The organism is Paenibacillus lignilyticus (assembly GCF_017942085.1).
GTDB classification, from domain to species: Bacteria; Bacillota; Bacilli; order Paenibacillales; family Paenibacillaceae; genus Paenibacillus_Z; species Paenibacillus_Z lignilyticus.
On record NZ_JAGKSP010000011.1, the window covers coordinates 151,105 to 178,078 of the forward strand.

Below are 26,974 nucleotides of genomic sequence, written 5' to 3' on the forward strand. Positions count from 1 at the left end.
TCCATCACCTTCTCTACTGGAATACATGCGGATCGCGCGGCCACGGGCAGGCGCCGAGCAGCATATTTCGCAGCGGCGTGTTCTCCTTATTGCCGAGCAGCGTAGCGCTCGGTTCATAGCCCGGCCATTGCTTGAGAAACAGCGGACCGTAATTGTAAATCAGCGACCTCCGCTGCTCGGAAGAGGTGTTATCCATTGCGGCGTGATAGGTAGCCCCATCGAACAAGACTGCCGTTCCGGCCCTCACATTCATCCGCACATGGCCGGGCATCTGTCCTCCCGCTTCCGCAGCAGGCAGCACTTCATCGCGCATGTGCCGGCTGCCCGGCAAGAAGGAAAGGCAGCCTCCGTCGTAAGGCACGTCGGCCGTAAAGTAAAACACCTTCACCATAAACGGTACCCGTTTCCCGCCGATCAGCATCGTCGTTGCGGTATCTCTATGCCAATTCGCATGCGTTGCTTGTCCCGGATGCTTAATAAACAGCTCATTGTCGATCATCGTGAACGCATCGCCAATCACGTCCCGCATAATGCCCATCATCCGCGGATGCTCCATCAGCGCAAGATAAATCTCTCCATGCTCAATGACGCTGCTCACCTTATCGATGTTAGGCGGCATGATACTCCCTTTAGCCTTCCAGGCGGCAAGTGTTGCATCCATCGCCGTGTTGTAGGTATGCAGCTCCCCTTCGCTTAGAAAATCTTCAATGGCTAAGTAGCCGTCTCGCTCCCAGGAAAGATACTGCTCCATCGTCAACTCATGCAAATGCATCGATTCGACCTCCTACCGAAATGTTTATCCATGACCTTATGTTAAGTCGGATAGAGGCAGGATTATAGAGGATCGTTTGCTCCGTTTCCGTGACATTTTGCTGTTTTGATCCATTAAAAAAGCGCTATCCGACAAGCCATCGCATTCGATGGTACTTGTCGGATAACGCCTCGCTAAATGCCTTTCCCTTACACGTCGCTGCGTTTCGGGCCGTCCGTTTCGCCACCCAGCAAATCCTTTATCCGATCCTCCCTGGACGGAAAGCCGGCAAACGGCTGCGAAGGCAGCGACTGATACCAGTAGGCAACCGCACAATAATCATCGCTCAGCTCAAAATAACAATCATCCGCATCTGGCCCATTACCCGCTGCCCGATACCTCGTAAAGTCATCTCCCCAATAGGCCTGTGCTTTGGCGCCGGAGCCGTAGCCGATTTGCTGTACCGTCACCTTCAAGCTGTCTTGGAAATAGATTGGATCGCGGACATGGAAACGATAGATGGAATAAAGGCCGTTGTCATGATCAACGAGCGGTGCCCCTTGATACGGTGTCAGCACCTCATCGAGTCCCCAAGCGGAGCCCATATAGTCCTCGGCGCCTGTTCCGCAGATGGTCGGATAATCCGAATCGCCATCGATATAGAACTTCACTTCTCCCTCTCCCCACCAGCAGTCCCGGTAGATGCTGCGTACGCCAAGCGTCGTTCCGAGATAAACGCCCCGCCCTTTAATGTTGTCTGCGATGACGAAATCCTCGTGCATCGGGCAAGGATTACTGCGTCTAAATTGCGCATGAAAATAACCGGTCGACTCGTCCAACTCATCGCCGCGCGTCACGTCGAATTGATAGAACAAATGAGATACATCAGAGCCGGAGTCATTCTCGATGGTTACGATCGCCTTCTCCTTGAAGGGCATCGGAATCCAGCAGTTCAGCCCTTTCCCGCTCTGCATCGTGACGCAGTCGGATAACATCACTTTCTGCCTGCCATGCGCCACGCCGAAGAAGTCACCGATAGGCGCTTCCACGCTCGGGTGTGTCTGACCATCCCAATACATCCGAATGATGACGTTACGCATATGATCGATGTTGCCAGGCGGAAGCGTGATCCATATATGACGAATCATGCCCGGTCCGTCGCAATTGACCAGCTCGATCGTCTGACCTTTCCGGAACCCTTCGATGCACGGTGAACCCTTCCGGCCATTCTGCGATTGACCGCCGGCGCCGATTGCTCCTGTTTTATTTTCCGACGTAAACGCACGGCTCTCTATGTTCTTCAACTCATACAGCATGCTGCAGCTACCTCCGTCTATATAGGGATATAATTGGTCCTCTACCTATTAATGCCACTACCTATACCCCGTTGTCTAGTAAAATAAAAAAGACCCCGAACCGGTTCTGCGAACACGCTTCGAGGACTCTCCTTCCTTGCGACTACTACTCTTTCACCGAACCCAGCATGATGCCGCTAATGAAGTACTTCTGCATGAACGGATACACAACCAGAATCGGAATCATGGTGATGACGAGCTTCGCGGCGGTCAAGCTGCGGTTGGATACCGAAGCCATGCTCTTGATCTGCTCTACATCGCGAACCGTCGTATCGAATTTGACGACAAGCTGCTGGATGTAAGTTTGCAGCGGAAAATCGTCCGTTGTCATGGAATAAATTAAGCCATCATAATAAGCGTTCCAGTTACCGACAACGACGAAGAGCGCAATAGTCGCCATAATCGGCATGGACAGCGGAATATAGATCTGCAGCAATCTGCGCCACGGCCCTGCGCCGTCAATGCTCGCGGATTCTTCAAGCTCAGAAGGAATATTCCTGAAATAGTTAAGCATGAGGATAATATTGAATTGACCGACGGCACCGGGAATGACAAGCGCCCAGATCGTCCCAAGCATGTGCATATCCTTCACTGTAAAGAACATCGGGACAACGCTCGGTCCAAACAGCATCGTGGCGATAATAATCCACATGTACACGCCTCTGGAACGAAATGCCTTCTTACTTCTGGACAGCGGATAAGCAGCCAGGACAACCAGTACCATATTAATGATCAATGCAAGGATTACCCGTTTGATCGATACGCCGGCGGCAGTCAGAATGGCGTGATCTTGGAAAATCGTCGTGTATGTCTTCCAGCTCAGGCCGAGCGGATAAATCGTTACGAGACCTGCCGTCGCTTTGGCGCTGTCGCTCAATGAAATAGCCAGGATGTTGAGCAGCGGAACAAGTGTAATGACGGCCAACAAGGTCAGAATACCGTATATGATCGTGTTGGTGATAATATCGCTTTTCGTTAACCGAATTCCCATCCGTTTCACCCCAATCGTCTAGAACACTTTATATTCGCCGTATTTTTCTGCCAGCCATTGCGAGATTAGAATAAATATAAAGGCAACTGCCGATCGGAACAGCCCTACTGCAGTAGCGAATTCATATTGATTGCTCTGGAAACCCATCCGGTAAATATACGTGTCATAGATATCCGCCACTTGATAGACCAGCGGATTGTACAAGTTGAAGATTTGGTCAAAGCCTCCGCTTAGAATACCTTGAAGGCTCAGGATCAGAATCAAGATAACCGTACCCTTGATACTCGGCAGCGTAATATTCACCAACTTCGCCCATCTTGAAGCGCCATCCACATCAGCTGCTTCATACAGATTCGGATTAATAGCCGTTAGCGCCGCCAAGAAGACGATGGCATTAAATCCGAAGCCCTTCCACACATCCGTTAAATAAATGATGATCATAAACCAGGTGTTATTATTGAAGAACATGGTCGGCTCGCCGCCGGAGATTTTGTGAACCAAGCCGTTGATCAAACCGTCAATCGAGAAGAAGTCTTTGAAAATACCGGCCATAATAACCCACGATAGAAAGAACGGCAGATACACGATCGTCTGTACCGATCTCTTGAACCACTTTTTCTTAATTTCGTGCAGCAGCAAAGCGAAAGCAAGCGCGCAGGAAATATTGAGGATGATTTTGATAATGGAGATCGTAATCGTATTCATGGTAATTTGTTTAAACTCCGGTATTTGAAACAGCATTTTGAAATGGTCCAGCCCCGCCCAGGGCGATCCCCATATGCCGGCGATCGGATCAAAATATTTGAAAGCCATGATAGATCCAAGCGTTGGATAAATGCTGAAAATAGCCAATAGGACAATACTCGGAAACAACATGAAGTGATAGTGGATGGCTTCCTTGCTACGCACTCTGTTCGTCTTCAACATCATTCCACCTCAATTCGGATGAAACAAGTGCCGAGGCTGGGGGGCAGCTCAGCACTTGTTAAAGAGTAAGAAATCTGAATTATTTACCTACGATATCATTCACTTCGGCCGTGATATCTTTACCGCCCATGTCGTTCCAGAGCTTAACGAAGCTATCGAATTCGTCAATCGATTTCTTGCCTGTAATGATTTCAAGGAACGTCTTCTTCTCCAGGTCATCCATGGAAGCTTTCTTCTTCTGCATCAAATCGGTCGAACCGATAAATGCCGGAAGTGTTTGTTGAACCGGGTTTTTAACAAGACCCGCTGCGCCGACCGCGAATTGGTTAGCAAGGCTCCACAGCCCCATATCCGCAAACTTATCCGTAGCTTTCTCGTAGTTCTGAATCGCCGTTGCCTGCGCTTTCGACTCCGGATCTGCTTTGTCCATAGGCGTTGTGCCGTTTAGGACATCTTGAATCGCTTTGTAACGAACCGTAATTTCATGCGGGTCCTTCGCACTTACGCCAACCGGCAGCAAAGGCATTTTCGCATTCAAATATTTAGCGCCTTCGTCGATAGTCAGCTTATTGTACCAATCCAGATGTTTCGTGTTTGCTTCTTGCGCATAGTTCAGCATTTTCATGATGGCTTCCGGGTGACTGAAGCCTTTCTTCACGACAACAAACGATCTAACGGCGCCGTAACCTTTAGCATGAGCAACGCCGTCTACGCCTTGCAGTACAGTCGCCTGCCAGTTCGCGTTGTGATCGTTCTTGATGGAGTCGGGAAGCGGATACCAAGTAGACCACCAAGCGCCTTGGAAGACACCTGCTTTGCCTTTGGCAATCATTTCAACCGATTTGTTGCTGTCATTCATGATGAAATCCGGCGCGATCATGCCTTCTTTGTACCATTTCGCCAATCTTTCCAGCGCGCCTTTCATTTCAGGCTGAACGGAACCGTAACCTACGCTTCCGTCTGCTGTTTTCACCCATTGGCCCGGATAGGAATTGTACGCTCCGAATACGAAGTCAAAGGAGTTTGTGTCTGCGCCGTAAATATTTTGTTGGGCAGGAAGCACGCCTGCACCGAATTTGTCTTTGAACGCTTTAAGCGCAGTCTCGACATCATCAAGCGTTTTCGGTTCAGGAAGACCTACTTGATCCAGCCAATCCTTCCGTGTCCATATAACCGGGATTGCCGTTTCAACGTCTGCGATCGATGGAATCGCATAGAGCTTGCCGTCGGAGGAAACCGCGTTCAGCGCATCAGGTCCACCTAATGCAATGCTTTCTTTGAGGAATGGCGATGCATAATCTTCGTATACCTTAGACAGATCCTCGATCATGTCTGCTTTAATCAGTTTCTTCAAGATGCTCAGACCGTTCGGATCCACGCTGATCGAAAGCACGTCCGGAATGTTGTTTGCCGCAATCAGCAAGCTGACCTTTTGCTCGAAAGCAAAGTTCTGGTCGCTTGTCGACCAAGCCATCTTCGGCTTCACATTCAAATTCTCTTCAAACCATTTCTGTACATCGTTATTCTCAAAGCTCTCTCCTGCAGGCGGTTTCGCTTCCGCGGAAATCGAAATCCCTGTAGTGAATTCAACCAACTCGTCCATCTTGGCAAACGGATCAGGCTTCTCAGCAGGCGCAGTGTTTTCTGCTGCCGCGTTATTCGTACCGGACTCATTCGTTGCTGCCGCATTGTTAGCTGCTGCAGTGTTGCCGTTCTCGCTTGTATTGTTCGAATTGCCGCATGCCGCGCTTGTCAACATTAACGCCGCGATCAGTGAAATCGATGCTGCTGCCTTTACTTTGTTGTTCACTTGAATCCCCCTTGACCTCTGTGAATTTGTTGTATTGCGTATCTCTATAGTAAGCCTGAATTGCGGAAGGACGAGATAGACAATCATCATCAGCAACTGGGAATCCGGTTATCAACTATACGCGTTTCCAATACAAATTTCGTACTATTTCAGCATAATCTTCCCTTGTTGTTGAAAGCGCTTAATTTTCCAATTCAATCATTATCGATTCCGTTCCCGGAACTCCGTGGGCGTCATGCCGCAATGCTCGCGGAACAGCTTGCTGAAATACTTCTCATCTTGGAAGCCGAGCTGGTCCGCGATCAAGTAGACGGGCTTGCTCGTTTTGCGCAGCAGCGATTCGGCGGATTGGATCTTCAGGTTTTTCAAATAGTCGCTGAACGGGGTTCCCACGATATCCTTGAAGCACAGGCTGAAATACCCTCTGCTCATGTTGACGGCTTTGGCGACCTCTTCTTGGTTGATGCCATGGAATAAATGCTCGTTCATGAATTTGACCGCATTATTAATACAAGAGACCACTTCCTCGGAGTAGCGTTTCCCTTGTTCGTTCTTAAAGATCGGCGCATACTCGCTCCCGCTCCGGTCTTTGTTCTCGCGGCGGATGCGGCTCTCGATTCGCGCCAGCACATCCTCGAGCTTCTCCTTTTCCAGCTGTGTTTTCACAATATAATCAATCGCGCCAAGGCGCATCGTCTCTTGAATGAACTCAAAGTCTTGATGGCAGGTCAGCACGACCACCTTCAGATCGGGGAAGCTGTTTTGCGTTTCCTTCATGAGCTCGAACCCCGACATGCCCGGCATCGTCAGATCCATAAACATGACATCGACACCGTTGCCTTTCAGAAACTCAAGCGCTTTGTCGCCGCTGCTGACGTCGCCGACGATCTTGAAGCTGAATTTCTCCCACGGAAGTACGGAAATAAGCCCTTTTCTCACATAGATTTCATCATCTACGATTAAAGTTCTGATCATTGTAATTCCTCCTTATGCTCTCTGCGGTTGATGGGTAGGCGGAGCTTGAATACGGTGCCTTTGCCCTTCTCGCCCTTGATGTCCATTTCGGCCTCTTGACCGTAATTCACTTCCAGCATGTATTTGACATAACTTAGTCCGATTCCCATACCAACCTTCTTGTGCTCCTCGGATTGCGGCTCCAGCATTCTGGCAATGTCCGCGTCGGTCATACCTTCCCCGCTGTCCTCAACGGTAATAATCAACTGCTTGTCCTGCTCATATACGGCGATCTTAATGGATCCGCTTTCATCTTTGAGTCCATGGTAGATGGCATTCTCGACAATCGGCTGCATGATAAACCGCGGGATACTGACGTCACCGAGCGCAGGATCTACGACAATTTGCACGTCAAAATGATAGGCATACCGAATTCGCTGCAAATCCACATAGTTCTGAAGCGCCTCCACTTCCTCGTTCAAGGAGACGATGCCGCCTTCCTTGCCCAGATTATAGTGAAGCACCCTCGTGAATAAGGCGACCAGACGGTCAATCTCGTCCTGCCCGTTCATTCTGGCCAGCCACTGGACGGTGTTCAGCGTATTATGCAAGAAGTGAGGATTAATTTGATGCAGGATCTTCTCCACCTCAATGACTCGCTTCTTGCGCTCCTTCTCCTCCAGCTCCTTGAACAAGTCCGAAATTTTGATTTTCATATCGTTAAACTGCTCCAGCAAACGATCGAACTCTACGATTCCGGTCATCTTCACCTTGGAATTAAATTTGTTGTGCGCCAGCAAAATAATCTCTCTGTTAATGGTCCGCAGCGGCCGCGAGACAATTCTCCATATGGAGAGCCCCAGAAACAAGCTGATGACAATCGACAGTGCGGCGAACAGCGCGAATTTGCCGATCCACTTCTTGACGTCCGCGCTGTAGGCTTTCGTCTTCACGGCGGAGAGAATATACCATCCCTGCTCGCCCTTCTGCGAGAAGACATAATAGCCTTGCTTGATCGTATCGGATTTGCTCGTACTGCTGAGCTGCTTGACATCGATTCGCTCGCCGATCGCGAAATCCTCCGGACGCTGGCTGTACATGACCTGTCCCTTATCGTTCAGCAGAATGGAGGATACATCCAGCTTGTACTGCTGCGATTTCAAGAGATCTTCAAACAGCTTAATGCCGGTCTCGACATAAACGTATAAATCGGCTCCCTCAATGAGGTTCACCTTGCGTGCGATGGAGAAAACCTGCATATCCTTCGCCGATTTTACCGTCATATGGGGACCATAGAAGTTGGCGTTAATGCCATCCGCAAGCTTGGGCAGCAGCTCTAGGCTAAATCCCTCCGTCACGCTCTGATTCTCGAACATGACCTGATTCTTGTTGGCATAATAGAAGAAAATGAGCCCAAGGTCCGGCTTCGCGGCATTAATGAGCGAGATGCTTTCAATGACCGCTTTCTTCTTCTCGTATTTGGTCAAGATATCTTTGGTATCGATAAAAGTCTCAATATCATCCGCCACTCGTCCGTTATACATCGCAAGCTGGAGCGCCGAATCTTCTAAATTCGAGAACACATGGTCAACGCTAATTTGAAACTGCTTCATATTGCTGTGAATGCCATCATCGATATTCGTGTTCAGCAAGGAAATCATAGATACATAGGAGATATAGCCGATTAGCGATAACGGAATGATTGAGCTGAGGATTAGGAAAAAATACGCCCTGTTCTTTAAAGAGTACGATGATTTCGGCAGCAATTTGTGGTTCCCCCGCTCCTGATGATTAGTTTCCATTGATTGTTATTATTGTAAGGAATGTAAAAGGGAACCGTCAATCCGCCACGATCATACATAATTTTACAGCTTTCGCGTTCCCTCCTAAGAAGCAAGGCTGGCCTTGGTCCATTCGGACCAAGGGCCAGCCTTTGATTGATGCTGCTGTAATGCGCTTATGACGGGAATACCAATGCGGTATGGTTGTTGCGGAACGCATTCGTCGCAGGCGTTAGCGTGCTGAAGTTGCCGGCCGAATCAACCCCGTTCGAGGTCCAAGCCTGCGCTCCCTGCCAGCCGTTCAAGTAGCCGTTCTCGTAATCCTGCGTCAGCGTATGCCCGGATGTTCCTACTCCCGGCGTTTCGCCAAGCATCGCCGGCTTGCTAGTTTCGAGGCCGTAGGATGCAGGCGACATGTAGAACGGATTGCCCCAATACTGACCCATCCAGTCGTAATAGTGCACCGAGTAGAAGTCGACCTTCGCCTTTGTGTTGTTCACTTGGGCCTGCAGCGCCGCATTGCTGATTTTGTTGCCTTGTGCGCCGGATACGGTATCGCTGTTATACTTGATCATCGCCATGCCGACCGTCACGAGAATTTGGCTGTTGTTGTGAATCGCCACCGCAGCTTTGGCAAAGTAACGCTGAAGCACATTCCAAGGCAGCTGTCCTGCCGCGGCATCCTCATAGATCCAGTCCGGCTCATTGGTAAGATCGATCGACCAGAGGTACGGATTGTTTTTGTAGCGGTTCACGAACGGAATGATGTAGTTATTGACAAAAGTGTCCGTCTTGCTGCTGCTGTTAATCATGTTCCGCCATTTCGTATGGCCCGAGTGGGTGTTCTTGAAATGGTCGAACGAGATGAGCGTTGCCATAATATAGATGCCGTTCTGCTGCGCCAGCTGGAACAGCGTATCGAGGTTGCTCCAATGCGCCGCCGTAGCGCCGGATACGGTGCCGTCCGCCGCGATGTTAATGCCGACTTCACCGTCGCATGTAATCCAAACCCGCGTTGCGTTGACGCCGTTATCGTGCAGCGCCTTGAAATGATTGCCCCACCAGGTGGCATTGAAGCTGCCGCCAAAATCATTCCAGGAATTCCATGGCGTATTCGCGGCATTCATCCAGATGCGCTTGCCGCCGGCCATAAACTGCGTTCCGGAAACCGTAATCCGGTCCCCGAATGCAGCGTTGGCCCTCTTCGGTACGAGCGTCAGCAACGTTGCGAGCATACACATAACCATAAGCAAGGATAAAGTCCGACGAGTCGTTAACTGCATTCCAATCACTCCCATGTTCATTAGAATTGGGTAGTCATCTCTTGCGTTAGCTAAACGGCTAGTATGGCAATGCTGGCAGTTTCATCAGACATCCCCCCTCTCAAAGAAAGGCCTCCGTCTTTAAACCGGCTCTATGCTGACTGTTCGATACCTCCCGGAAAATAAAACTTTGATGGATTCGGATTAACCGCGGACGACGGTTAACGTGTAGGTTTGCTGCGTTGTCCCGTCCGGTGCCGTTACTTTCACCGTCACCGTATTGTTGCCTTTCACCAAGCCGCTGCCGCCGGTAATAGCTACTTTGGCCGTAGGGAATGTCGGCAGCGCGGTAACTTTAACCGACTTCGTGCCCTTAGAAACGTTTACCTTGTAAGTGAGCTTGTCGGGCGAGAAGCCGGGAACCGGTTTCCCGTCAATGAATAGCAAGCTTAGGTTTGCGTTGCTTGATTTAGCGCGCGTAACCGTAATCGTGTAGGTTTGCTTTGTGCCGTCTTCGGCCGTTACATGAACCATGACTAGGTTCGTGCCAATGACCAGCGTGAGCGGCTTGTCGATTACAACCTTCGCCTTCGAATCGGACGCTTTTGCCGTTGCATATACCGCTAGCGTGTCAAACGGCACCGTGATCGAATAGGTCTGCTGCCCAGGCGTGAAGCCTGCTATCGTATTGCCGTTCAAGCGCAGGTCGCTTAGCTTTGCGTTGCTGGATTTAGGACGGTTCACGGTCAGTGAATACACCTTCGTACTGCCGTTCTCCGCTGTAACCGTTACGGTAACTGTGTTGTCGCCAATCGCGAGCGCCGATCCGCCGCTAACAGCAACGGTTGCATAAGCATCTGCTGCAGCAGCCGTCACTTCTACGGAAATCGTTTCGTTCGGCACCTGCACGGAATAAGACAGCGTATCCGCCGAGAAATCTGCAACCGTGACACCATCGACTTTCAGGTCACTGAGGTTAGCGTTCTTGGAAATGCCGGACGGGAACACCAAGTCAGGATGTTGATTGTAGAAGCTGCTTGCTGCCGGACCAACTCTTGTAATATCACCAAGTCCGTCCACGCCGTTGGAGGTCCATGGCATCATGCCTTGCCAGCCATTCGCATAGGCACTGGCATAATCTTGCGTGAGCGTATGTCCTGCCGTGCCAAGTGCAGCGGTCTCGCCAATAACTGCGGGACGATCCGCTGACAATCCGAACTGCTCCGGCGTCATGTACATCGGGTTTCCCCAATATTGACCCATCCAGTCGTAGTAATGCGGCGACCAGAAATCAAGCTTAGCCTGCGGGTTGCCGCCGACTCTGGCCATCAACGCGTTGTCGCCGACTTTATTGCCTTGGCATCCTTCGGTACAGGTGTCGCTGTTGTATTTGATCATCGCGACGCCTACTGTTGTAAGCACATTGCTGTTAGCGTGAACGCCTACGCTCATTTTGGCGAAGAGGGACTGCAGATTCTCCCAAGGGAGCTTGCTTTCCTCGAACACCCAATCCGGCTCGTTCATAAAGTCGATCGACCACAGATAAGGGTTGTCTTTGTACCGGTTCGTGAACGGAATAACGTAGTTGCTGACGTAGGAGTCGATATTAGCCTCGCTCATCAGCATCTTTCTCCAGCTGTCGTAGCTCGGATGGGAGTTCTTCATATGGTCGAAAGAAAGCAGTGTCGCCATGATGTAGACGCCATGCTTCTGAGCCAGGTAGAACAAGCTGTCCAGGTCATTCCAATGTGCCGCAGTCGCGCCTGACACATGCCCTTCAGCATCGATGTTGATGCCGACTTCTCCATTGGAAGTAATCCAAACGCGGGAGGCATTCACGCCGTTAGCATGCAGCAGCGCAAAGTGGGTATCCCAGAAGTCGTAGTCGAAATCGCCGCCAAAATCATTCCAGTTATCCCAAGGCGTATTGGCTCCGTTAAACCAAATGCGCTCATGGCCGGCATAGAACTCCGTGCCTTGTACCGTAATCCGGTTGCCTTGGCTTGAAGGAAGATCGCGGATCAGTTTAACCGTATACGTCTGCTTGGTTAGATCCTTCGCCGTTACCTCTACCGTAACCGCATTCTCGCCAACGGCAAGATTGCTGCCTCCGGTAATTGTTACAGTTGCATCAGCGGCGATAGTTGTTGCCGTTACAGCAGCTGAAGTTGTACCGTTCGGAACGTGTGCGATATAAGAGAGGTCTTTGCTGGTGAAGCCGGCTACAGTAGTGCCATTGATGCGAAGATCGCTTAAGCCCGCGGGATTCGGAACTTCAATAGGCGTTCCGCCGAGAATACCGATGCTGTCGATATATACGCTGCCCGCAAAGTCGCCGCTGGATTGCACTTGCACGCCAAACTCATTGAAAGGCGTCTTGGCACCTGCAGGAATGGTCAGTGTCAGCGTGTTCCATGCATCCTTCGTCAAATTGTTGTACGGTACGAAGTTGCCTGTCCATGACCAGGTGCTGTCCATCATATAAGGCTGAACGCCTGCGATGCTTGCACCGCTCGGTACCCAAATATGAAATTCATACGTGCTTCCTGCAGTTAGTCCGGTAGGTGAGCTCAGTTTCGCGAAGGGTCCTTGGGAGCCTGTAACGTTCAGTGTCATTTTCATGGATTGATTGCCTTGGTAGGCTTTCTCCGTGCTGACGGCCAGCGTCGCCCCTGTTGTTCCTACAAAACCTTGTGTATTGGTCTCGAAATTGAATTGTGCCGTATCTGCCGCCGCGTCTGCGCTAACAGGTACGATAAGCAAGGCTGCCAGCATAGACATGATGAGGAATAAGGCGATTTGTTTACGAAGCTTGATCATTCTTCATTCACCCCAACTAATGTAGTTTTAGTAAATTCCTTAAGCCCAGCATTGACATTCTCGCTAGAACTCCCCCTCTCGCTAACGTGAAGCGCTTACATTATTGTGGGAAATAGAGACTCCGTCAAGGAATCCACTTTGTAACTTAGTAGGTTACATTTCATTTAATTTTGTAACACATAACGTTACAATTTCTATTTTCATCAATCGACTCTTTCGTGATTCCGATTATAGGCGATATAAAATATGGCTGTAAATATGCAATTTTCGAATTTACCAATTGTTAAGCCTATGTTTGTCCAAATATTTGTTTAGTTACAAAAATGATGTTTTGTTTATTGACAAAAAACATGGCTAACTTACAATAAAAAGAGAGATCTCAACTTCGAAGGATGGATTGCCGTGAGTAGAAAAATTACGACCAGCGATATTTCCCTAGCACTCGGCCTTTCCCGGAACACGGTTTCCAAGGCGCTTAACGGTCATCCCAGCATTACCGTCGAAACGCGAAAGCGGGTGGTGGACCACGCCATCGCCATGGGTTATAAGAAGGTCAAGCTGTCCGTCGGCGGTGGTACTGCTGCTGCCGAATCCGCAGGCAAGGCCCGGAGCATCGCGTATATCACCAAGAGCCAGATTAATCATGGGACAGGCTTCTGGTTGAATGTCTTAAGCGGCGTCGAGCAGATGATCAGCCATAGCGGCTATGAGATGAAGCTTAGTTTTATTAAAAATGAAGATATTGAAGCGCTTGAGCTGCCGGCCCTGCTCGCAAGTGACATTGCCGGATTTATCGTAGCAGGCAGCTTCGACAAGCCTTATACAGAGAAACTGATGGCTCTTCCGCATCCGAAGGCGTTCATTAACATCCATCCTGATACACGGCTGTCCGATTTACGGGCCGATGTCGTCTTTATGGAGAATGAAGACAGCATCTACCAGATTACAAGGCATCTGATGAATCTCGGCCATACGGAGATTGGATTTATCGGCGAAATTCACTCCTGCCGCAGCTTCATGGAGCGATGGTTTGGATTCCAGCGTGCACATTTCGATGGCAATTTGCCTATCCAGCCATCCTTCTGCATTACGGTGCCGAACGCGGAGAGCTATCAGAACTACGAAGGAATAGCACGTTCTATGAAGGATTTGCCGAAGCTGCCGACCGCCTTCGTTTGCGCGAATGATAAAATCGCCCTTCATGTCATCAAATACCTCAAGGAAATCGGCAAGGCGGTCCCTCGCGATATCGCGGTTACGGGATTCGATCAGATTAGCGAAGCCGAGTTTCTCGGCTTCACCCTTACCACCGTCGCACTCGACGAGTACCAGCTCGGGCAGCGGGCAACCGAGCAGCTGCTCACCCGCATGAGCAAGCCTGACCGAGCGTTCGAAACGGTGCGACTGGCGACCAAGGTCGTCCTTGGCGAGAGTTCATCGTCGAGATAACGATATAGCAAACAAAGGCTTCCCACTTCCAACGTTCCGGTGAACGCGGGTGAGAAGCCTTTGTATTGTTTTGTGTCATGCATGGAAACCATCAGTTCACCTTAACCAGCAGATGAGAGTATTTCTTAATCTTTGCTTTCGAAATCGGCACGCTTATTCCCGCATCTCCCTTGAAAAAGGCATCGTTGCCGTACAACCCTACCTCAATTCGGTCCACGAGCGGTACATTAACGAGACAGGATGGATGGAACAAATCATAGCCAAGCGGGGTCAATACCCGCTTATAGTGTTCCACATTGACTAATTGCAGGTAGACGCCATCCATCGTGACAAACATCGGAATTCCGGGCTTATAGCTCGACTTCCCCCTTAATTGCGGCGTTACCCCCATGTATAGTACTTCTGTGGCCAAATTCAAATTTCGGCAAATCACCTGGTTGTTGACCGGTTCCATTTTGACGCAGTAGACATAAATGGAATCCGTTCTCTCGTTGCTTTTGTTGACCACCTATTGCATTCTACCTCCTATCACAATCACATAATGCGACTTTTATAGCTATTAGTATATGTTCACATTACGTGATTGTAAATAACAAAAGACTCTTTTCGAGTCCGATTTTCCTCGACAATAGGTTGTAAGCTATAATAGCAAATGATTGGATGACGTCATGGAGGTGAACGGATGCGTACGTTCGGAGAACGCCTGTCTTACTTGAGGCATCGTAAGGGGTTGTCGCAAGAGGAGTTTTCGAAGTTATTATCGATCGGGAAAAGCACGTTAGGGATGTACGAGACGAATAAACGTGAGCCCGGCCATGATATGACATCCCATATAGCAGCATTCTTCGAGGTTAGCGTGGATTGGCTCACGACCGGCAAAGAATTCGCTCATACGCCGATGGCTTCTACCCAAGAGGAGATCATCATTAAGGACCTCGTGCAGCGCTACAACATTGATCTGACCAGAGAGCGAACCCGAGAGAAGCTGGAGAAGATCATTCAGTTGGTTTTTGAAGAAACGACATGATGATCGCATTCTGAATGAACGCAATCAATTCCTCAGTCGGCACCTCACGTAATTCCGGTATTTCCTTCTTCAATTCTTCGATCATGCGCTGAACGTCGTCCATGGACCTCGGCTTACCCCTTTGGCAGCTGTTCTTATAGTATTAGTATAAATCGATTTGCCAAATTTGAAATATCGATTCAAATTGGTAGATTATTGTTGACATAAACTAGTAAAACATGGTAATAAAAGAGGCTTCCCTCACGTTCGGATGAACGGTGGCGGGAAGCCTTTTATAGTTCAACCGCTTATCGGTAAACGAAATCTCCATAGGGAAAATCCTATTTGGCGATGAGTGTATGCTTTGTCGCTTTCCAAGTCTAACGCTAACGGTTGTGGCAGCGGTTATTTGGCCTATACCGACCTTTTTTATATGCTAACGGTTGCCAGAGCGCTTATTGGAACGTTTTCCACTGGCAATCGACGATTTTGCTGCAAATAACGTCCGTCGCAACCGTTAGCCTTTCAAGAAGGCTATTATTCATAAAATAACCACACTGGCAACCGTTAAAGTTTTGTTCATGAAGCATAAAAAAGGACCACTGCTTCTGCAGTGGTCCTCACGCGCTACGGCTTGCTAGGCATTTTGTTCGCTTGACGAATCAGCGAGAAGTACTGGTCCGCCAGGACGACGTCATATTCCGGTCCGAGAGAATCGGTAATGGCAACAACGTCCGTAGGCGTCAAGCTCCAAGCCAGCAGACCAAGCGAGATGAAGAGCGGCGATTTGCCATCCCATTTCGCTTTGGCATCGGCGAGAATCTTCTTGCCTTCGCTCACGGCGCTAATGCCTCGGATTGTCGAAACCGGCAATCCATTGCTGATTTGCACTTCGGTAGTATCTCCCCAGCTTAAGAATACCCCTGATGGATTGTACTCCTTGCGGTATGCCGTGCTCTTAGCATCGCTGAGCGGAATATTCTGCCCGTCTACGCGGTTAAGGATATAAGGAATGTCCATTCCGGTCTGTTTCAGATACTTCTTGCTGCTCTTCAGGAAATCCGCGAAAGAGCTGTCCGGCCAAGCATCCGGGTAGAAGTATCCGGCACCGGAAGGTCCGGCGATAATTTGATCATTCGCTGTCGCCGTACTCTGGAAGTAGTTCAGCATTACGGGAGCAGCATCGTATAACAGCGGGCTGGATGTCCAGTTGATCGGCACTTGGCCGCGGCTTGGGTCGTCCCACAGAATGCGCATCCGGTGTTGGTTATATTGAAGGTTGTCCCCTTCACTGAACGTATAAGAGACATAGATTTTGTTCTCCAGCTTCACCGGAGCCGGCTCTTTCGACTTCACGTCCTTCGGCTTGGAACCGGAGAACACGGTCAAATTGCTGAACCAGTCTGCCGCTAAGACATAAACACCGTGGTTGGAAGTGATTTCAACGCCGTTGAACTCGCCTTCCACATCATTGTTGAACCAACCCAGGTAAGGCGTGCCCGGTTTCACATCCGAGAGAATTTTCTCAAAGAGCGCCTTCTGCTCCGGAACATTGGAATCGAGCCAGAACACCATTGCTTTATTAGCAACCGCGTAGTCGCGCAGGTATCCATACGGCTCCTTCGTCAGCGAAGTGAACGGCTTCTCATTGCTGGCACTTACTTTGTATTGGTTCCACATGTCCGCGGATACAACCAGCTCCTTCGTTCCGGCCGGCGGCGTGAATTTATACGTGAAGTAACGTCCGTTATCGGCAAAACGATGACCGCCGCTGCCATCCGAAACTTGCGAGCTTTGCGGATCGTAGAGGAACGGCTCTTCCTCAGGCTTACCCGGAAGGAAATGCGCGATGACTTGGCCATCCGCTTTCACGGTGATCTCATGCACCGCAGCACCCCATCCGTCAGCCGGGAAAGCATCCCCGAATTTCACATAAACATCAGGCTTGCTCAAATATTTGCTCAAATCAAGGTCGTATACTTTGCGATTCGCTGCATCACGCTCTTCCGTCGGCTCCTGCGCGACTGTTTCGAAACGATCCGGCTGTTCAACCGGTACGCGCGCGGTTGTATCCGGACTAAGTCCGACGATCATCCTGTGCGTCGCATCTTTCCATAGGTTCTCATACTGCCACGTGTAAGCATCTAACCGGTCTTTAAATTTCCCCTGCAGATCCTCAATCACACTTAGGTTATATGGAGCAGCTTTCAACTGTTCGGCAAGCTCTGGGCTTACAGCCACGCCGCCTTTTAGCCCCGCCAGCGTAGTAGCAACGTTAATTGAATCCGGGACGGCTGGATCGTAAATAATGATGCCTTTGACTTCGCCTTTATAGCGCTTCAGAATATCCCAGTAGCTGTCATAAACACGGTAGTTTACATCCAGGTCGTTAAGCCATTTGAATTTACCTTCTTCTTTGTTCTCAAGCAGGTAAATCCGCGGCTGCTGCCGATTCACAATGCCCTGCAACGTACTGAACAACAGCTTAATGTCTCCCGGAGCGTCATAAATATCAGCAACATCCAGTTGCTTCGCCTGTTTGAAATTGGGGAGCATTTGATCCTTCGGCCAAGAGATGGATGAATTGCTCGCAGATTGGTTTGCAGCATTCTGGGGCTCCGCAGATTTGTCCTGAGGAGACTCGGCAAAAGTGCCGGATGAGAATGACATTGTGCAAACTAAAGCCAGACTGATTGCGGTTAGCTTTCGGATCATATTTACTTACACCTCTCCATAATGGGATTGTAAAACCGTCCTAGACGCTAGCAGTCACACCTCCTTAACAGCAGCAGCTCGTAGCGAACCAGAACTTTAACCTCATGTATATATTTAATATATCTTTTATAATAACACAATCGTTTCGACAAAATTTCCCATAAAAATAAACAGCAAGCCCTACATTCAGGACTCCCCGTCCCCCTAAACGACAAACACCAAAAAAAAGACCGAGCCACAAGAGGCATCGGTCTTTTCCATGTACAATGAATACACTAGATTATTTCATAAAGCGTCTACCACAATATCTCCACCTGAACGCCGTTAGGGCTGTTATCATAACGAAGCAGCACCGTCTCGCTCGCCTCATCCCAGACGTAAGCGCCTTGCGACTTCGAACCATCCGCAGCACCCAGAACAACCTGCTCCGGCTTACGCGGGCAGCGGAAGCGCGCAGAAGCTTGAATCCCTTCCGGTCCTCGAGCCACGAACGCAAACCCGTTGTCCCGCTCCTCGACGGCATCGATTCTGGATGCCGCCGCAACGAGCCGCACGCCATTTCCGGCTCTGCTCAGATCATAGAGCAGCGCTTGCTGCCCAGGCGCTATCGCAACCTCATGAAGCACAGGGAGGTCGGCGTTCAGCAAATCCACATACATGCCGTTCAGCACGAACGGCAGCGCGTCGACCGATTCTTCCAGCACGGCAGCTACGACATAAGGGCCGCGGCGCAGCGCCATGCTGTTCATCGTATCCCATTGCTGCGAAGCAACAGCATCCTGCCCTTGCGAGCTTCCCGCTGCCGCAAGCGCCTCCCTGACCGTCGAACGCAGCTGGTCGGCCACGTCGGCTTGAAGAGCACACTGCGCAGGATGAACGTTCAAATAAGCCAAACTTCCTTGGCCAACGGAATAAACACCGGGCTGCAAGGAGGCTTCCAAGCCCAGACACGTGAATAGATGCTCCATTGGGGAGGCATATTTCTTCGTTCCCTGGTTCCACCATTCACGAACCCGATGGAAGTCGTCGCTTCCGTCCCCTACATAGACGAGGGCTCCTCCATCTTTTACCCATTCAGCCAATACGTTATGAAGACCCGCTGATTCCGGCTTCATATATTCATAGCTAAGCACAAGCGCTTTGTAGTCATCGAGATAACCCGCGAACCGACCGGCATTATCAAGCTGAACAGGACGCACGGCCGCTCCGTGTTTCAACAAAGGCAAGGTCAACCCATAGAAGGGCGACCAATCGAGCAGCTCCATAAACTCGCTTCCGAGCGCCGAAGCCACTTCCGTACCGTCATATTTGAATGCGGTCGCCTCTTCGCTCCAATCCGGATGATTGCGCTGGAACATGGCGGAATCCGCCAGCAGCACGCCGATTTGCAAATTCGAGGTCAACCATTCCGTATCCGGCTGATCCATGTCCGCCAGCGTATTCAGCACCACCTGCAGTTCTGTCGCATAAGCAGCCGGAATGTTCACGCGCCCCTCTTCGCCTTGCTTCGGATATGTACCTTGATAGATTCGTCTCGGCCAAGGACACACCTCATAGCGGCTCACATGCGGATGGAGAAGCGAAGCCACCAAGGTCCGGATATAATTCTGGCGGTAGTCCTCCCAAGTATGCTTCGGATCATCGGCAATCGGATCATGCAAGAACCACATCCGGCGGTCCGTGCCGCGAACAAGCTCCTGCATAATGCCGTATTCCAGAAAAGCCGTCTCGAAGGTACGTTCCTTGCGCACGCCGTTATAGACATTCGGCGTCTGAGCCGTTCCCGTCCACACCTGCGCAATGTAACCATCAACGCCCGGCAGCTCGAGCAGCTTCGACTCCGGACTGACAATCCGCCACTGCGTATAGTTAATCAGGCTATGCGTGGGCACATAGAAACGTATATTCCGGTCATATTTGACCTTCGCATATTCCTTCAGCGTATTGCAAATCCGATCCAGCGTACGGGCATAGAGATGCACTTTCAGCTTCGAGGCCCGATACTGCGCATCTACCGTCGCATGCGGGGGCTGCCATGGCTCCCGATAGTAGATTTCCCACTCCCGTTTGAACGCGTCCGAATAACCGCCTTCCACCCAGAACTCCGGCTCCTCCAGATGGATCGCTTCTACGCCTGCATCAACCGCTACGCGAATCTGCTCCGTTAGGAAATCCGCATACGCAATGGTCGGCACCATATAAGGAATATCCACGGAGGTCCCGTGAATGATGTGCTCGTTTCTGCGATTCTTCTGCGCTTCATCCCAGTGCGTCCTGCCGTCCACTTCGCCGTTCAAATAATGCTGATAGCCGCCCCAAGAGACACCGGTCATCAAATGTACGACATAACTCTTGTCCTTCCACGCGCGAATGCGTTCCTTCAAGTCCCCGCGAATCCCATACACCATAACAAAGTCAGTCTGCAAATCATACGACGGATGGTACGGTCCTCCCTCCTGAAAACCGGTTACTTCGTTCGAACGATCTCTTGAAATCAAGGACACGGCTGCATGCCTCCTTTTAAAAGTAAAAATAAAAGGGAAGGTCCGCCCTTCCCTTTCCGGTTATGCATTCCACTTTATGCGAAGCGTCTTAATCTCAAAAGGCTGGAAGGTTAACGCTGCCGAACTAGACTTCTCCTGCAACAGAGCAATCGGATTCTCCAGCAGATCGGTCTCCTCGATAGCTGCACAAGTCAAACCGAAATTCACCTTCGCCTTAGCCCGTGTGCCTGAAGCCTCGTACAACCGAATGATCAGATGCTCGCTATCCTCCGCTTTCTTCACCGCCTCGACCATCACGTCCGGATTATCGATTTGAATCAGGGAACGGAGATCCGAACGACCTGTTGCTGTCTCCGCACTATCCGATTGCACAACGGTAAGCGGCGTATTCAATTCATAGCCTTTACGGTAAACCTTCGCCTGTACGAAATCTCCCTGATGCGGATAGATCGCATAAACGAACTTATGCTCGGCGCGGTCGCAGGCAGGATCCGGGTAACCGGGGCTGCGCAGCAAATTCATATCCAGCACATTTCTCTCCGCACTGTAGCCGTACTTGCTGTCGCTAAGCAGCGCGACACCATAATCAGGCTGCGATAAATCTATATATTGATGTGCGCAAATTTCATCCCTAACGAACTCTACCATCGTATTGCGCGTTGTTGGCCGTTTCAAATAGCCGAACTGAATCTCGCAATTGACTTGCTCCGACATCACGCTGACCGGGAAGGAAGTGCGAAGCATTTTCTCCGACTCCTGCCAATCCACTTTCGTTTCAAACCGAATCGTCGTGCCGTCTTCAGCTAATACGATGCGCTGCTCCATGGAAGATTCGCCATACCGATAGGTTTGCACAAGCACCGCATTCGAGCCTTGAATGGAGGCCGCGGCGCTTTCAAGCTGCATCGTGCCCGCTATTGTATCTCGGTAATCGCGCGGGAAATCCCATGCATCGCCTTTGTCATGATAGATGGTCAGCACATTAGCCTTCTTGCCGGCTTCAATGGATTCTCTGCCCGCGACTTTGTCATAGATCGATAGAATGCTTCCATCCGGAGCAAACGCGACGCGCAGATTACGGTTCTCGAGGGAAGCTTCATCTGCATGCAGCTCCCGGTTGTCGTTCTCGTTGCTGCGCAGCTCTTCCGAGAGCGCGATAAAGCCCATTGACGGCACCTTCACGGCGTATTGGACGCCGTTTCGTTCCACCCGTTCCTCACGTTCCCATGGCAGCGAATTGACAACGACCGCCTGTCCGCCGGCTATGCCGGACAGCCCCGCAACATTCGCATAGGTTTGCTCGATCATCTCGGCCACTCGGGTATGAAGGATTTCATAACGGGCCAGCGATTCATCGAATACACGCGTAATCGAAGAGCCCGGCAGGATATCATGGAATTGATATAACAAAACTTCTTTCCATATTTCATCCAATTCCTCCGAAGGATACGCCTGCTCGCCGAGCGCCAGTGCCAGTGATGCGGCAAATTCCAGCTCACGCAGCGACTTTTCCATTTTGCGGTTATACCATTTGTTTCTCGCTTGCGACGTCAGCGTCCCTTGATGCTTCTCCAGATACAGCTCACCCCGGTAGGTTTGGAACCGCGGCCCTTCCTGCGCCAGCTTCTCGAAGAAGGATAGCGAAGATTCCTGCACGACCGGCGGCAGTCCGAGCAGATTATGCTCGCGCGCCAAACGTTCCAAGTGCTCTTCACCGGGGCCGCCGCCGCCATCGCCGATGCCAAATAACATTAACGCATGCTCGGAAACGTTGCGGTCCAGATAGTGGCTCTCAATCTTGGCAAGCGATCTCGGTGCCCCGGGGCTGTTATAGGTATCTTCGGGCGGCAGATGGGCAAGCACTTTGCTGCCGTCAATACCTTCCCAATGAAAACTATGATGCGGATGCGTATTGTATACGCTCCATGACAGCTTCTGCGTCATCATATAGTCCACGCCGGACTTCTTCAGAAGCTGAGGAAGACTCGCGTTATAGCCGAATACATCCGGAAGCCACAGCACTTTCATCTCCTGGCCGAACTCTTCTTGGAAAAACTTCTTTCCATACAGAATCTGCCTAACCAGGGCTTCACCGCCGGAAATATTCGTATCCGGCTCCACCCACATCGCGCCTTGCACTTCCCAGCGCCCTTCCTTCACTCTCTCCTTGATCTGTTCGTAGAGTGTCGGATAATACTCTTTCATCCATTGATACAGCTGCGGCTGGCTCGCGCCGAATACATAATCGGGATACTTCTCCATGTTGCGAAGAACGGTCGAGAACGTCCTCGCTCCTTTGCGAATCGTCTCCCGAATCGGCCATAGCCATGCCAAGTCCATATGCGCATGCCCGATAGCGCTAACCGTCACGGTCGGATCTCCTCCGCGCTTGGCAAGCTGCTTGCCCAGAATCTCCCTAGCTGTCGCAACGGTTTCTTCATTAATGACTTCAAGCACAAGCGCAGATTCGTACAAGCTCTGAATGACCCGGTCTTTCCTTGCGCTGGCATCGGGCACTTGCTCAGCCAGCTCCAGCAGCACCTCAAAGTCATAATAGAGGCGGCGTGTTTCGTCGTTGCATATCGCAATATCCGCTTCTTTGAGCGTACCGCTGCGATACTTGCCGAATAAGTCGTTGCAGCCTGCATCGGCCCACAGATGGATCGATTCTCCGGCAGCAGATTCACTGACATCCACCACGCGTTTGCCCGGCAGTCCCAGGCTGAAATCAAATTCGGAGTTAATGTTGGTAAGCCCTTGATACGGCGATCCTTCGTTATCGACCAAGCACAGCTCACCGTTCACATCAATAAGCAGAACAACCTTTTTCCCTGCAGCACTCTCAGGTACGCAGCCTTCGAAGCGGAACCAAGCGCAATCCCATAAATTTCCCCATTTATCGCCCGGCTTCACATTCATGTATACTCCGGACGTACGCTCTGAATAAGGTACAGGCTCCTTAGTCACCCATGCTGAAACCGTCAAAGCTGCAATTGGTTCATAGATGGCGTTTCGAATTCTCGGCAAGAGCCCTTTTGCCTTATCCAGCATTATCTTCTTTGTTTCGTAGGGCATTACGGTCCCTCCCAATTTCCTGAAAGTTTATGGAGAAAGAGGACTGACAAAAACAGTCCTCTTCGTCTTTGTTTCTATTTATTTGGTTACCAGTTCAGCTCTCTTCTGAGCGTCATCCATAATGGCTTTGATGTCGCCATCCGTCATAAGCGATTTCACTGCTGCATCACCGAAGATTTGCCAAGCCTTCGAGTTGTCTTTCGCAAAGGTTGGAAGACCTTGAACGTTGCCGACCATCGCTTGATAGTGCAGATACATTTCCGGATGCTTCGTTTTATAGTCATCCGTCTCCGCGATTTCTTTCAGAATCGGCGAGCGAGTGTTGGAATCTGCAATCAGCTGCTGCACTTCCGTGCTGTACATCGCTCTGATGTAATCAAATGCCGCTTCTTTATTCTTAGCATCTACAGGAACGGAGTGGAAAGCAGCTCCGATCGTCACGTTACCCGGCTTGCCGTTAGGCGACAACGGAATCGGCGCCATACCGCACTCCAAGCCAACGTTCTTACATTCTTGCGCACGCCATGGGCCGTCAATCAGGTATGCCAATTGACCTTTATTCCAAGCATCGAAGTATGTACCTTCGTTGTTGTTCAGCATCAAACCGGCAGGATGGTTAGCGTTCAGCGCTCTCAGAAGCTCGATTACTTCAACGTTAGCATCGGAATTGAATGTCGGTAGTCCATTCGCATCGGCAAACGTTCCGCCGTTGATGGCAACCAGTGCACCATAGCGAAGGTAACCGCCGAAGTTAGGAGCGCCATATACGCCGCCGCCGTAGAATTTGCCTTTGCCCGCATCCGTTACTTTCTTCGCGTTATCTACAAGCTCAGCCCAAGTCGTGATTGCTTTCTCGGGATCCAAGCCTGCTTCTTTCACCAATTTCTTATTCCAGAACAAGCTGCTTACACCCGGCTGGGAAGCCAATCCGTAGATTTTACCGTCGATCTCCATCGGTTTCCATGCCGCAGGAGCAAGCTTCTCGCGAATCTCCGCTGCCATATCGTCCGGGAACGCCTCGAGCAAACCTTGTTGAGCAAAACCTGGCATTTGCGTTTCGCCTACGATGATATCCGGAATGTTCTTAGCCAGGAAACCTGCCGTTTCTTTCTGGATCAGCGGCTCGCCCCAGCCCCAGTCTTCGGTTTTGACGCTTATATTCTTTTCTTTCAATTTCGTACTGATGAATTTTTGATAATAAAGACCGAATGCCGCGCCTTCAAATTGGCTGCCGGGCGTATAGGCAATATCCGTGCCGCCGTCCTTCAGTTCTTTCTCTTTCGTAACCAGCAAATCATCCACTAAGCCCACGCCAATGCCGACAGCGCCTTCATTCAATACAGTAAGCGTAACAGGTTCTGCAGCAGCAGGCGTATTCTCCGTTGAGTTTGCCGCCTCATTCGTTGCATCATTTGTTTCCGTTGTCGCTGTGTTGCTTGGCTTCTCATTCTCTGCCGCGGTTTTGTTGTTATTCGCGCCGCATGCCGTCAGAGCAACCATCAATAGCGCTGTTCCCATCAAGGCTGTGGTCTTTTTTAATTTCACATGAACCCCTCCATTTGTGGACGACTATTTGCTACATCTGAAATATAACATATTAATATAATATATTCAATATGTTATTTAGAAACATTTTAACCTTTTATACCTGTGTTGGCCAAGCCTTGCACAATGTACTTTTGGAAAAAGAAGAACATTAATAGCGCGGGAATGGTTGCCCCTAGTCCAAGTGTAATAATGAGCGGCCAGTTCGGTATTCCGGCCGGGCCCGCAGCAGCCGACGACAACCTCGTAATCGCGGCGGGAAGCGTCTGCAAGGAGTCTGTTGAGGTATAGAAGAACGGTGTAGCAAAGTCATTCCATGTCCCAAGCGCGGTCGTAATTGCTATATAGGCCATAATCGGCAGCTGGAGCGGTAACAACAGCTGAAAGATAATCCGGATCGTACTCGCACCGTCCACTTTAGCCGCTTCATCCAATTCAAACGGAATTTTCTCAATGGATTGCTTCACCAGGAAAGCGCCCATGATATTAATGCTCGGCCCCCCGATGAGGTATACCCACCATGTGTCCAGAATACCTGTACCGCCATTAAAGATATGGTTGCCTCCGGCAAACGGAAATCTCGCATACTCCAAATAAGTGGGAATCAAGGCAATCGTACCCGGAATCATTTGCGTACCGAGCAAGAACAAGAATAACTGATCTTTCCCTTTAAATTTCAACCTTGCGAATACATAACCCGCCAGGAAGGAGGTCAATAAGGCCCAGAAGGTGTTATAAACCGTTCGAATCGAGGAGTTAATGAAATACTTCTGTACCCCCGCTTCAGTCGATCCATAGAACAGCACTAAGTAATTTCGCAGCGTCGGCTCCTTCGGTATCGGGAGCAGTCCCAATACGGATGAAGTAAACTCAGCTCTGCTAAAGAAACCCGCCAATACCATAAATACTAAAGGATATAACAATATAAGGCCGACACCGAACAAAACGATATGCGCGAATAGATGAGTTGGCTTAAATTGAACGGCGACTTGTTTCCGAATCTCTGCTGCTGTTGTTGCCATCGTTTACTTCCTCCTTTTCAACGGGATTGTATTGCTTCTGTCCGAATTCGTAGACCAGCGATAATAGAGCACCGTTACCGCGAATACAACAACTGCCATGACAAGCGATGAGGCTCCCGCCATTCCCATGTTGAAATCCCAGAAGGCATCCCGGTAAATCCGGAACACGAGCACTTCAGTCTGTCCGTACGGACCACCGTTTGTCATGAACAAGACCTGTTCGTAAATTTGAATCGCTCCGATCAAGCTGGTGATGACGATGTAGGTTGCGATCGGTTTCAAACCGGGCAGCGTGACATTCATTAATTTGCCCCAGCGGCCGGCACCGTCGATTTCCGCCGCTTCGTACAATGTCGGGTCCACGGATTGAAGACCGGCAAGCCAGATGAGCGCAGCTCCGCCTACGCCCTTCCATACCGAGTACACCACGATCCAGAACACGCCCCAGAATACGGAGTACTGCCAAATAATCGGTTCCTTGCCAATCGATTTCAGAAAGTTATTAATAACGCCGTTATTGGTATCCAGAAGAATGTTGAAAATTTGAGTCGTTGCAACCGCGGAGGTGACGGCCGGAATGTACCAAACGGAGCGATAGACCCCTTTACCGAACAAGGGCATGTTCATCAGCAGCGCTGCTCCGAACCCGGCCGTTAAGGTCACTACCGTCACCAAGCCGCCCATCCATATCGATCTCCAGAGCGCATTGTAATACAGCGGATCTTGGAAGAAACGAATGTAGTTATCGATGCCAACGAACTTCGGACTGCCGGCAATGCCGATCCATTCAAAGAATCCAAGCAAGAAGCCGAATAGAATCGGAAAACCCGACAGCACAAGCCACCACAATATCATTGGCCCTAAAATAACCGTGGCAATAATCGCATCTCGGTGTTTCTTGGTGAATTTCTTCAGCGCTGACTGACTGCTCACATTTACGCTGTTTTGCAGCGAAGCTTGGCCGCTCACAGTTAAACTGCTCTTCTCCATATTCACACGCCTCCCAT

Annotated in this window: 18 protein-coding genes; 2 read left to right on the plus strand and 16 right to left on the minus strand. The window is 50.3% G+C overall.

Going from position 1 to position 26,974, the window contains the following annotated elements; translation table 11 throughout:
* Positions 1–13: 13 nt before the first annotated feature.
* The 9 genes from I8J30_RS22985 to I8J30_RS23025 all read right to left on the minus strand — a co-directional run bounded on the left by I8J30_RS22985 (position 14) and on the right by I8J30_RS23025 (position 12,651).
* A complete protein-coding gene (locus I8J30_RS22985; RefSeq protein WP_210662111.1) occupies positions 14–772 on the minus strand; it encodes a phytanoyl-CoA dioxygenase family protein in 759 nt (252 codons plus the stop codon).
* Positions 773–960: 188 nt separating this feature from the next.
* A complete protein-coding gene (locus I8J30_RS22990; RefSeq protein WP_210662113.1) occupies positions 961–2,067 on the minus strand; it encodes a glycoside hydrolase family 172 protein in 1,107 nt (368 codons plus the stop codon).
* 145 nt (positions 2,068–2,212) lie between these two features.
* Positions 2,213–3,097: a carbohydrate ABC transporter permease gene (locus tag I8J30_RS22995; protein ID WP_091223678.1), complete on the minus strand. Its 885-nt coding sequence runs from the start codon at positions 3,095–3,097 to the stop codon at positions 2,213–2,215.
* An 18-nt stretch (positions 3,098–3,115) separates the two neighbouring features.
* Positions 3,116–4,021 carry an ABC transporter permease gene (locus I8J30_RS23000; protein ID WP_240548300.1) on the minus strand — a complete coding sequence of 302 codons (906 nt, stop codon included), beginning with the start codon at positions 4,019–4,021 and terminating at the stop codon, positions 3,116–3,118.
* Between the two features lie 82 nt (positions 4,022–4,103).
* A complete protein-coding gene (locus I8J30_RS23005) occupies positions 4,104–5,834 on the minus strand; it encodes a type 2 periplasmic-binding domain-containing protein (RefSeq protein WP_210662115.1) in 1,731 nt (576 codons plus the stop codon).
* A 201-nt stretch (positions 5,835–6,035) separates the two neighbouring features.
* Positions 6,036–6,809: a response regulator transcription factor gene (locus I8J30_RS23010; RefSeq protein WP_091223674.1), complete on the minus strand. Its 774-nt coding sequence runs from the start codon at positions 6,807–6,809 to the stop codon at positions 6,036–6,038.
* Positions 6,806–8,554, minus strand: a complete 1,749-nt coding sequence (locus I8J30_RS23015) for a sensor histidine kinase (protein ID WP_210662117.1) — start codon at positions 8,552–8,554, stop codon at positions 6,806–6,808. Before I8J30_RS23015 ends, I8J30_RS23010 begins: the two co-directional genes overlap by 4 nt.
* Positions 8,555–8,745: 191 nt before the next feature.
* Positions 8,746–9,852, minus strand: a complete 1,107-nt coding sequence (locus tag I8J30_RS23020; protein WP_210662118.1) for a glycoside hydrolase 5 family protein — start codon at positions 9,850–9,852, stop codon at positions 8,746–8,748.
* A gap of 183 nt (positions 9,853–10,035) precedes the next feature.
* Positions 10,036–12,651: a cadherin-like beta sandwich domain-containing protein gene (locus tag I8J30_RS23025; RefSeq protein WP_210662120.1), complete on the minus strand. Its 2,616-nt coding sequence runs from the start codon at positions 12,649–12,651 to the stop codon at positions 10,036–10,038.
* Between the two features lie 402 nt (positions 12,652–13,053).
* On the opposite strand from I8J30_RS23025, the gene I8J30_RS23030 reads away from it, so the two are divergent.
* Entirely contained in the window at positions 13,054–14,100 is a 1,047-nt protein-coding gene (locus tag I8J30_RS23030; RefSeq protein WP_210662122.1) for a LacI family DNA-binding transcriptional regulator, read from the plus strand.
* 91 nt (positions 14,101–14,191) lie between these two features.
* Here I8J30_RS23030 and I8J30_RS23035 read toward each other — a convergent pair whose 3' ends face one another.
* Positions 14,192–14,608 carry a hypothetical protein gene (locus I8J30_RS23035; protein WP_210662124.1) on the minus strand — a complete coding sequence of 139 codons (417 nt, stop codon included), beginning with the start codon at positions 14,606–14,608 and terminating at the stop codon, positions 14,192–14,194.
* A 174-nt stretch (positions 14,609–14,782) separates the two neighbouring features.
* Between I8J30_RS23035 and I8J30_RS23040 the strand changes: the two genes are divergently transcribed.
* Positions 14,783–15,127 carry a helix-turn-helix domain-containing protein gene (locus I8J30_RS23040; RefSeq protein WP_210662126.1) on the plus strand — a complete coding sequence of 115 codons (345 nt, stop codon included), beginning with the start codon at positions 14,783–14,785 and terminating at the stop codon, positions 15,125–15,127.
* 606 nt (positions 15,128–15,733) lie between these two features.
* Here the strand turns inward: I8J30_RS23040 and I8J30_RS23045 are convergent.
* From I8J30_RS23045 to I8J30_RS23070, 6 genes are all read right to left on the minus strand, one after another.
* Complete coding sequence (locus I8J30_RS23045; protein WP_210662128.1) at positions 15,734–17,821, minus strand: GxGYxYP domain-containing protein; 2,088 nt, start codon at positions 17,819–17,821, stop codon at positions 15,734–15,736.
* Between the two features lie 296 nt (positions 17,822–18,117).
* Complete coding sequence (locus I8J30_RS23050) at positions 18,118–20,325, minus strand: hypothetical protein (RefSeq protein ID WP_338044925.1); 2,208 nt, start codon at positions 20,323–20,325, stop codon at positions 18,118–18,120.
* 60 nt (positions 20,326–20,385) lie between these two features.
* Positions 20,386–23,400, minus strand: a complete 3,015-nt coding sequence (locus I8J30_RS23055) for an alpha-mannosidase (protein ID WP_210662130.1) — start codon at positions 23,398–23,400, stop codon at positions 20,386–20,388.
* Between the two features lie 78 nt (positions 23,401–23,478).
* Positions 23,479–24,945: an extracellular solute-binding protein gene (locus I8J30_RS23060; protein ID WP_210662131.1), complete on the minus strand. Its 1,467-nt coding sequence runs from the start codon at positions 24,943–24,945 to the stop codon at positions 23,479–23,481.
* Positions 24,946–25,034: 89 nt separating this feature from the next.
* Positions 25,035–25,967: a carbohydrate ABC transporter permease gene (locus I8J30_RS23065; protein ID WP_210662133.1), complete on the minus strand. Its 933-nt coding sequence runs from the start codon at positions 25,965–25,967 to the stop codon at positions 25,035–25,037.
* A gap of 3 nt (positions 25,968–25,970) precedes the next feature.
* Entirely contained in the window at positions 25,971–26,957 is a 987-nt protein-coding gene (locus I8J30_RS23070) for a carbohydrate ABC transporter permease (RefSeq protein WP_210662135.1), read from the minus strand.
* Positions 26,958–26,974: the final 17 nt, after the last annotated feature.

Coding starts and splice junctions, on each gene's coding strand:
- I8J30_RS22985 (WP_210662111.1), bottom strand. CDS start 772: ATGCATTTGCATGAGTTGACGATGGAGCAGTATCTTTCCTGGGAGCGA.
- I8J30_RS22990 (WP_210662113.1), bottom strand. CDS start 2,067: ATGCTGTATGAGTTGAAGAACATAGAGAGCCGTGCGTTTACGTCGGAA.
- I8J30_RS22995 (WP_091223678.1), bottom strand. CDS start 3,097: ATGGGAATTCGGTTAACGAAAAGCGATATTATCACCAACACGATCATA.
- I8J30_RS23010 (WP_091223674.1), bottom strand. CDS start 6,809: ATGATCAGAACTTTAATCGTAGATGATGAAATCTATGTGAGAAAAGGG.
- I8J30_RS23020 (WP_210662118.1), bottom strand. CDS start 9,852: ATGCAGTTAACGACTCGTCGGACTTTATCCTTGCTTATGGTTATGTGT.
- I8J30_RS23025 (WP_210662120.1), bottom strand. CDS start 12,651: ATGATCAAGCTTCGTAAACAAATCGCCTTATTCCTCATCATGTCTATG.
- I8J30_RS23040 (WP_210662126.1), top strand. CDS start 14,783: ATGCGTACGTTCGGAGAACGCCTGTCTTACTTGAGGCATCGTAAGGGG.
- I8J30_RS23045 (WP_210662128.1), bottom strand. CDS start 17,821: ATGATCCGAAAGCTAACCGCAATCAGTCTGGCTTTAGTTTGCACAATG.
- I8J30_RS23055 (WP_210662130.1), bottom strand. CDS start 23,400: ATGCCCTACGAAACAAAGAAGATAATGCTGGATAAGGCAAAAGGGCTC.
- I8J30_RS23065 (WP_210662133.1), bottom strand. CDS start 25,967: ATGGCAACAACAGCAGCAGAGATTCGGAAACAAGTCGCCGTTCAATTT.
- I8J30_RS23070 (WP_210662135.1), bottom strand. CDS start 26,957: ATGGAGAAGAGCAGTTTAACTGTGAGCGGCCAAGCTTCGCTGCAAAAC.